Source organism: Streptomyces sp. NPDC001027, assembly GCF_040299045.1.
Classification (GTDB): Bacteria; Actinomycetota; Actinomycetes; order Streptomycetales; family Streptomycetaceae; genus Streptomyces.
Map to the genome: position 1 here is coordinate 1 of NZ_JBEPBI010000324.1, position 7,201 is coordinate 7,201.

The 7,201-nt window shown below is 71.2% G+C and carries 5 protein-coding genes; 1 reads left to right on the top strand and 4 read right to left on the bottom strand.

What is annotated here, in order from left to right; translation table 11 throughout:
- The 4 genes from ABT300_RS39405 to ABT300_RS39420 all read right to left on the bottom strand — a co-directional run.
- Positions 1 to 1,758: aminotransferase class I/II-fold pyridoxal phosphate-dependent enzyme (locus ABT300_RS39405; protein ID WP_351686611.1), on the bottom strand; the 1,758-nt coding region annotated here is incomplete at its 3' end.
- Entirely contained in the window at positions 1,758 to 2,777 is a 1,020-nt protein-coding gene (hppD, locus tag ABT300_RS39410) for a 4-hydroxyphenylpyruvate dioxygenase (protein ID WP_351686614.1), read from the bottom strand. The genes ABT300_RS39405 and hppD, both read right to left, overlap by 1 nt.
- A 156-nt stretch (positions 2,778 to 2,933) precedes the next feature.
- The gene (locus ABT300_RS39415; RefSeq protein ID WP_351686617.1) at positions 2,934 to 4,517 is read right to left on the bottom strand and encodes an MBL fold metallo-hydrolase; all 1,584 of its coding nucleotides are present in this window, start codon (positions 4,515 to 4,517) and stop codon (positions 2,934 to 2,936) included.
- Positions 4,518 to 4,901: 384 nt separating this feature from the next.
- Complete coding sequence (locus ABT300_RS39420) at positions 4,902 to 5,768, bottom strand: ATP-binding cassette domain-containing protein (protein ID WP_159083284.1); 867 nt, start codon at positions 5,766 to 5,768, stop codon at positions 4,902 to 4,904.
- Between the two features lie 344 nt (positions 5,769 to 6,112).
- Between ABT300_RS39420 and ABT300_RS39425 the strand changes: the two genes are divergently transcribed.
- Positions 6,113 to 7,201: threonine ammonia-lyase (locus ABT300_RS39425; RefSeq protein WP_351686621.1), on the top strand; the 1,089-nt coding region annotated here is incomplete at its 3' end.

Below are 7,201 nucleotides of genomic sequence, written 5' to 3' on the forward strand. Positions count from 1 at the left end.
GAGCAGCTCCCGGCGCTGTGCGAGCGGCATAGTCGTCCCGGACGGGTTGGAGTGGTCCGGCACGACGTAGAACGCCCGGGGGCGTCGGCCGCGCGCCCGCTCGGCGAGTATCGCCGTCTCCAGGTCGGCGCAGCGGAACCCGCCCGGCGCCTCCGGGACAGCACTCGGCACGATGTCGAACAGCCGCGCCGCGCCGGTGATGCCCACGTAGCAGGGGCTGGAGACCAGGAGCACGTCCGCAGGACCGGAGATCAGTGCCCGGAGGACGATGAGCATCGCCTCCTGGGCTCCGACCGTCACCACGATGGACTCGGCGGGCACGTCGATGCCCTCGTCCGCCCGCAGCATGTCGGCGATCAGCTCGCGGATCTGGCCGGCTGTCGGGCCGTACTGGAAGAGCGCCGAGCGGATGTCCTCGGGCGAGGCGCCGCCCTCGGCCAGGTGGTCCAGATAGCGGCGCAGGTACGTGAAGATCTGCTCGGTCTCGAAGAAGCCGGCGTACGGGCGGCCCGGCGCGAAGGAGATCGCTTCGGGATAGCGCTGTGTGACCTCGTTGAGGAAGTTCATGGTGTCGAGCACCGGGTCGGTGACGCTGCCGTGCAGTTCGTCCCGGCGCAGGTCGCCTGCCGGCCGGTCCTGCCAGGTGGGGCCGGGGCGGCGGAGCGCCGCCGGCCGGCCCCACGGGTCCGCTTCGGCCACCAGCTCCGGGCCGGCCGCGGCGACGGAGGCGGTGCCGGTGAGCGTCATCGCCTCGGTCAGCTCCTCGGCGACGAGGCCGAGGAGGTGCTCGACGCCCTGTGCGCCGTTCACGGCCAGGCCGTGCAGCACCGGCCGCCCGAGCAGGACGGCGTCGGCTCCCAGGCCCAGCGCCGCGAGGACGTCCGCGCCGCGCCGCACCCCGCCGTCGAGGAGCAGGGGGCGGGCGCCCGCGACCGTCTGCGCGATCTCCGGCAGCATCTCCAGGGCGGCCGGGGCGCCGTCCAGTTGGCGGCCACCGTGGTTGGACACCACGATGCCGTCCACCCCGGCGGCGAGCGCCAGGCGGGCGTCCTCGGCGGTCAGGATGCCCTTCACCAGCACCGGCAGTGAGCTGACGGACCGCAGCCACTCGATGGTCGACCACTCCAGGGTGGGGTCGAACTCGGTTCGGGCGTGCCCGCCGGGCGAGGCGAAGTCCCCGCCTTGAAGGTTGGCCGGTACGACGCCGTCCGGCAGCCGGAAGTCATTGCGCAGGTCGCGCAGTCGGCGGCCGAGGTGCGGGGCGTCCACGGTGAGCACCAGTGCCTCGAATCCGGCCCGCTCGGCGCGCTGGACGAGATCACGCGTGGTGGAGCGGTCGCGGAAGCAGTACACCTGGAGCCAGAGCGGCGCGGCGGCGGCCTGGGCGATGGACTCGAAGGTGTGGCTCGCGAAGGTGCTGACGACCAGCGGGACGCCGAGCCGGCCGGCGCCGCGGGCGGTGGCGACCTCGCCGTCCGGGTGGGCCAGCGTGTGGTAGGCCATGGGTGCGATGCCGAGCGGCAGGGACCAGGTCCGGCCGAGGATCCGGGTGGCGGTGGCGGGCGCGCCGCCGCCTGTCAGCACCCTGGGGCGCAGCCGAAGGCGGTCGAACACCGCCAGGTTGGCGGCGAGGGTGCGCTCCTCGCCCGCGCCGCCCGCGAGGAAGTCCCAGACGCCGGGCTCCAGCCGGGGGCGGGCCAGGGCCTCGTACTCGGCGAGGGTCAACGGGCGTGCCGTCATGGCGTCGGCGCTGTCCATCAGGAGGTCAGCCGGTCCCGCTCGACGGCCTCGTACAGGGCACGGATGTTGGCGCTGCCGAAGCCCCGGGAGCCCTGGCGCTGGATGAGCTCGAAGAAGAGGGTGTTGCGCTCGTAGGGCGAGCGGGTGAACAGCTGCAGCAGGTGACCCCACTCGTCCCGGTCGGCCAGCACCTGCGCCTTGCGCAGCTCGGCTATCCGGTCGGTGTCCCCGTCGAAGCGCTCGACGAGTAGGTCGTAGTACGTGTCGGGGGTGGTGAGGAAATTGACGCCGAGGTCCCGGGCCTCGCCGACCGCCGCGATGATGTCGTCGACGAGGAATGCGAGGTGCTGCACGCCCGGGCCGCTGTTGCGTTCCATGAAGGTGTCGAGCTGGCCGGGCTCCTTGGTCGGGTCCGGCGCGACGAGGGTGAAGGTGGCACGGCCGGAGGCGCTGCGCACCACGACGGAGTCCATCGCCTGCCCGCCGACGGCGACGTACTCGGAGGAATACCGGGAGAAGCCGAACGCGTCCCGGTAGTAGTCGGCGTACCAGTCGAGGGTGCCGCCCGCGAGGCAGACCGCGACGTGGTCGAGCAGGCGGATCCGAGCGGGCGTGGCGGTCGGAGTGGGCGGGCAGGGTGTCCACCTGCGGCCGTCGGCGAGGGGTTCGCCGGGACGGGCGGCAGCCGGGAGCAGGGTGTGGGCGACGCCGCCGAAGCCCGAGACCACGGTGGTGCCGCGGGCCGAGTCCAGCCGCGCGGCGCCGGACGCCACCGCCCGCTCGCCGGCTGCCACCGGGTCGTCGCAGCTGAAGGCGAGATCGGCGATGCCCTCGCCGTGGCTGTCGAGGAAGCGCCAGGTGCCGCGGCCCGAGGTGACCACCAGGTTCACGTCGCCCTGGCGCAGCAGCACGGAGCTGCGGTCGGTCTCCACCGCGTCGGCGACCTTGCTGAAGCCCAGGCCCGAGACGAAGTAGTCGGCGGCGGAGACTTTGTCCGAGGTGAACAGTTCGGCGTAGACGATGTCCTGCACGTCCATGGTGCTACCTACCTCCTGAACGGCCTGAGGGCCGATGGCGTTTCGTGGGTGACGTGGCTTCGGGGATCCGCCAGACGGACGGGGAGGGACCCCGGGTCTTCGCAGGTCACGAAGGCCCGGCGTCCCGCCCCGACGGGCCCTGCCGACACCGGGTGGTTACCAGCGCCACTCCTGCTGCTTGAAGAGGTGGCCGGCCGTGATGTTGCGGTCCTTGCACCAGGCGAGGAACTCGTCGATCTGCTTGAGCTGGTAGGTGTCCGGGGTGTAGGTGGTGGCCATCACGTGGCCGAGCCAGTCCTCCTCGCCCATGGCGTAGATGTACGCCTCGCGGGCGCCGAGCTCGGTCATGATGGCGGCGGCCTGCTCGGCGTTGGAGCCGGAGAGCTTGCGCGAGTTGCTCATCTTCTTCGAGATGGGGACGGTCAGCAGCGCCTGGTAGAGCCAGGTCAGCGGCGCCCCGTCGCACTCCATGCCGAGGAAGGCGATGTCGGCGGTGCCCAGGTGGTCCTTGATGTAGCGGTAGAGCGAGGGCTCGATGCCGGACGAGTCGGCGCCGATGAAGACCTTCTTGCCGGCCAGCTCAGCCCAGTAGGTGGACTTGGCGCGGATGTCCAGGTCACAGTGCTCCCCGAGGAACGGCGTCGCCGTGATCTTGCCGCCGGGGAACTCGACCTCGTCGAAGTCGTCGACCTCGATGACGTTGAAGCCCTGGTGACGAAGCATCAGCGCCATGGACGGGTCGGCGAGGTTGCCGCGCGAGGACCGGGGGACGACGATCGCGCCGAGGCGGCCGCGCAGCTGGAGCAAGGTCTCCAGGACGATGTGGTCCTGGTGACCGTGGGTGATCAGCACGAGGTCGATGTAGTCCGGCAGGTCGTCCAGCGTGTAGCGGTCGCCGGCGGTGCTGTCGGCGCTGATGAACGGGTCGGTGACGATCGCCGCCTCGGGCGTCTGCAGGACCAGGCAGGCGTGCCCGAAGTATCGGATCCGGCCGCCGCCGTCGATGTGGCGGTCCTCGGACAGACTGGGACGGTCCGTCAGCAGCTTGGACAGCTGGCCGGCCTGGGCGTCGTCCAGGCCGAGCGCCTCGCGCAGGTGGGCAAGGGTGGCACCGTGCACGCGGGCCTTGAACAGCTCGGCGAGGCCCTCGTGGCGGAACGGGATGTCCAGCTCCAGGACGTCCGGCGAGGGCAGGCGCGGGGTGCTCAAGATGAACGGGCGCTCGATCCCTGTCTCCAGGGAGAGCTGCACCGACTGGCGGGACTCGTCGTAGACCTTGCTCTTGAAGACCAGCGGCTCCATGAACCGCATCTGCGCCTGGTTGTCGGTGTCGTAGGCGAGCTCGATGAGACCGCCCAGTTCCTCGGGCATCTTCGGGTAGAGCGGGGTCAGGTCGAAGCCGGTCGCGTTCGCCCGCAGGATCTCCTGGCCGGCGGCGATCGCCTCGGCGAAGCGCAGCATGTCGGCGCGGTCGCGCTTGATCGCGGCGACCAGGTCACGGACCTCGTCGGCGCGCGACTCCGGGATGTTGACGAAGTAACCGCCGCGCAGCTCCGGGTTGTGGCTCGCCGCGACATGCACCTGTGGGGACTGCAGATAGGACTCCAGCAGCGGCAGCTGCAGGAACGCGAGGTTCATCGCCGCCTGCACCGGCGCGATGGTGTACGGCCAGGCGAAGAACCTGTCCACCAGCGGCTCGATGATGGCCTTCGACCGCAGGAAGAGCTTCTTGTCGGACATCAGCACCCCTCTCTCCAGAAAAGCAAAAGGAATTGACCAAGCGACCGGGAAGCCGTCCCGGAATTCCGAGCGTCCGGCCGCACGTCGATGGAATGACGACCAGAGAGAGTCAGCTCGGGACCTGGGCCCGGAAAGCCGACGAAACCACATCCGCCTCGCCATACAAGGATTGCCGCGCACAGCGCGATCTCCGGAATCAGGATGGCCCGGGGCGGCGCAGTGGATCAATACTCGGCCGCCGCGCACGGTTCTTGAACAGGGAATCAGGAGGCCGGCCCGAAGAGGCGCAGGACACCCCCTGTGCAACTGCGTCGGCGCGCCGGTTGAACGGCCGGCCCGTCGGGTGGGCAGATGCGCGCCATGAGAAACACTGTCGGGCGCGGCTCAGCGACCGGGGATGTCCGGGGCGAGCTCGTGCACCGGTACGACGTTCAGGAAGGCTACGTCGCCGATGCCCTGGGCGGTCAGGCCCGTCACGGTCAGCGACTGGTCGTCGTTGAGCACCACTTGGGCGCCCTTGTCGGCCAGCAACTCGGCCAGCACCGCGATGTCGGGCGTGCGCACCTGCACCCGAGGCCCGCCGTCGCCGTCGCCGTCGCGGAGCAGCGCTGCCCGCTGTCCCTCGACCCTGCGGCCGCCCGCGACGACCACCAGGTCCTCGGCCAGGCCGGCGAGTCCGATCGAGGGCTGTCCGGAGACGAGCACCGTGCGCCCCTCGCCGGCCAGCCGCTGGAAGAGGTCGCCCGCCCAGACCAGCCCTCGGTGGTCCAGCCCGTTGAGCGGCTCGTCGAGCACCAGAACCGGCGGGTCGGCGAACAACGCGTAGGCGACACCGAGGCGTTGACGCATCCCCAACGAGAAGGTGCCGACCCGGCGCTGCTCCACCTCGGTCAGCCCGACCTGCTCCAGCACCTGGTCCACCCGGCCGCGCGGGAGCCTGTACCGCCGGGCCAGCCCGACGAGGCACTCCCGGGCGGTGTTACCGACATGCCGGCAGTACACGCCGTGGCTGTCCAGCAGTGCACCGACCTCGTGGGGCCCCGGCGGGTGGTCGCGGAACTCGCGGCCGCCGATCGCGGCGCTGCCCGCGGTAGGACTGCTCAGGCCCAGCAGCATCCGCAGCGTCGTGCTCTTGCCCGCGCCTTCCGGCCCCAGCAGCCCGGTGACTCGTCCGGCCTCGGCCGTGAAGCTCAGACCGTCCACAACGGTGACCTCGCGGTACCGTTTCGTCAGTTCTCTGATCTCGATCATGATCACCATGGTGGAGTGGGCCGGGTCCGCACCGCGTCGGACCTTCGGCAGCAACAAACGGCGGAACCTGTCACCCCTGGACTGACACCTGCGGCCCGACGCCGCCCGCGAGCGGATCTGATACCGGGCGCCACGACCGGCTGTCGCCAGCCGTCTTCACGCCCACGGAGAAAGCCAAGTCTTTCCGACGAAGATCTCTCCCTGCAAGGATAACGGCCACTTCCGCACATTCCGCGGACAGCCCCTTGAGGAGGACCCGATGGGCATTGCAGGGGCGTGCAGGAAAAACCTCGATTCGGCCCGCCGAAATGAAGTCAGCGACCCCGACGGAAAGGCTGCACGGCATGCCTGACATCACCCCCGGAAAGCATCCCGCGCTGATGGCCGGAGCACCGCTCGACCACGGCGGCGTCGCACGCGCCGAACGCGAACTCGCCGGCCGGGTCTGGCGCACGCCGGTGGTGCGCTGCGCCCCGCTGGACGCCATCGCCGGCGCCCGCCTGTGGCTGAAGGCCGAGAACCTCCAGCACGGCGGGTCGTTCAAGGCCCGCGGCGCCCTGCTGGCCGTGGACGAACTCGCCCGGGACGGCAGCCGCGGCGTGATTGCCCAGAGTACGGGCAACCACGCGATCGCGGTCGCGCTCGCCGCCCGTGAACACCGACTCCCCGCCATGCTGGTGCTGCCCGCAGACGCGCCGCCGGCAAAGGTCCGCCGGATCCGGGACACCGGTGCCGAGGTGGTCACCGCCGGCACGCTGCTGGCCGAACGCGTCGCCGTCGTCGATGAGTTGCGGCAGAGGTACGGCTACGACGCCGTCGACCCCTACCAGAACCCGCGAGTGGTCCTCGGCCAGGCCACCGCCACCGCGGAACTGCTCGGCCAGGTCACCGCCGAGGGCGTACAGCTGGACGCCGTGGTCGTCCCGATCGGCGGCGGCAGTGCCATAGCGGGCGCCTGCCTGGCCGCCGAGGGGTCCGGTACGGCGGTCGTCGGCGCGGAGCCCGAGTCAGTACCGGCGTTGACCGCCGCCCTGAACGCCGGCCGGCCGGTGACGGTCCCCGCCCGGTACACCATCGCCGACGGGCTGCGCCCCGACCGGATCGGCGCGCTGCCCTTCGAGCTCGCCGAACGCGCGGTCACCTCGGTGGTCACCGTCCCGGAGCCGGCCATCGGCGAGGCTCTGATGGCCGCGTTCCTGCACGCCCGGCTGGTAGTGGAACCGGCAGCGGCCACCGCGCTCGCCGCCGGGCTGGCCCACGCCGCCGAGTACGGCTCCGACGTGGGCGTCCTGCTCAGCGGCGGCAACGTCGAACCGAGTCTGGTCACTTCGATGCTCGCCGGGCGCAGCTCCGACGCCCTGCGCTCACAGGCCATCCGACTGCTGGACACCGTACGGTCCACCCCCCACATCGACTGCGCGGAGGTCGGCGCC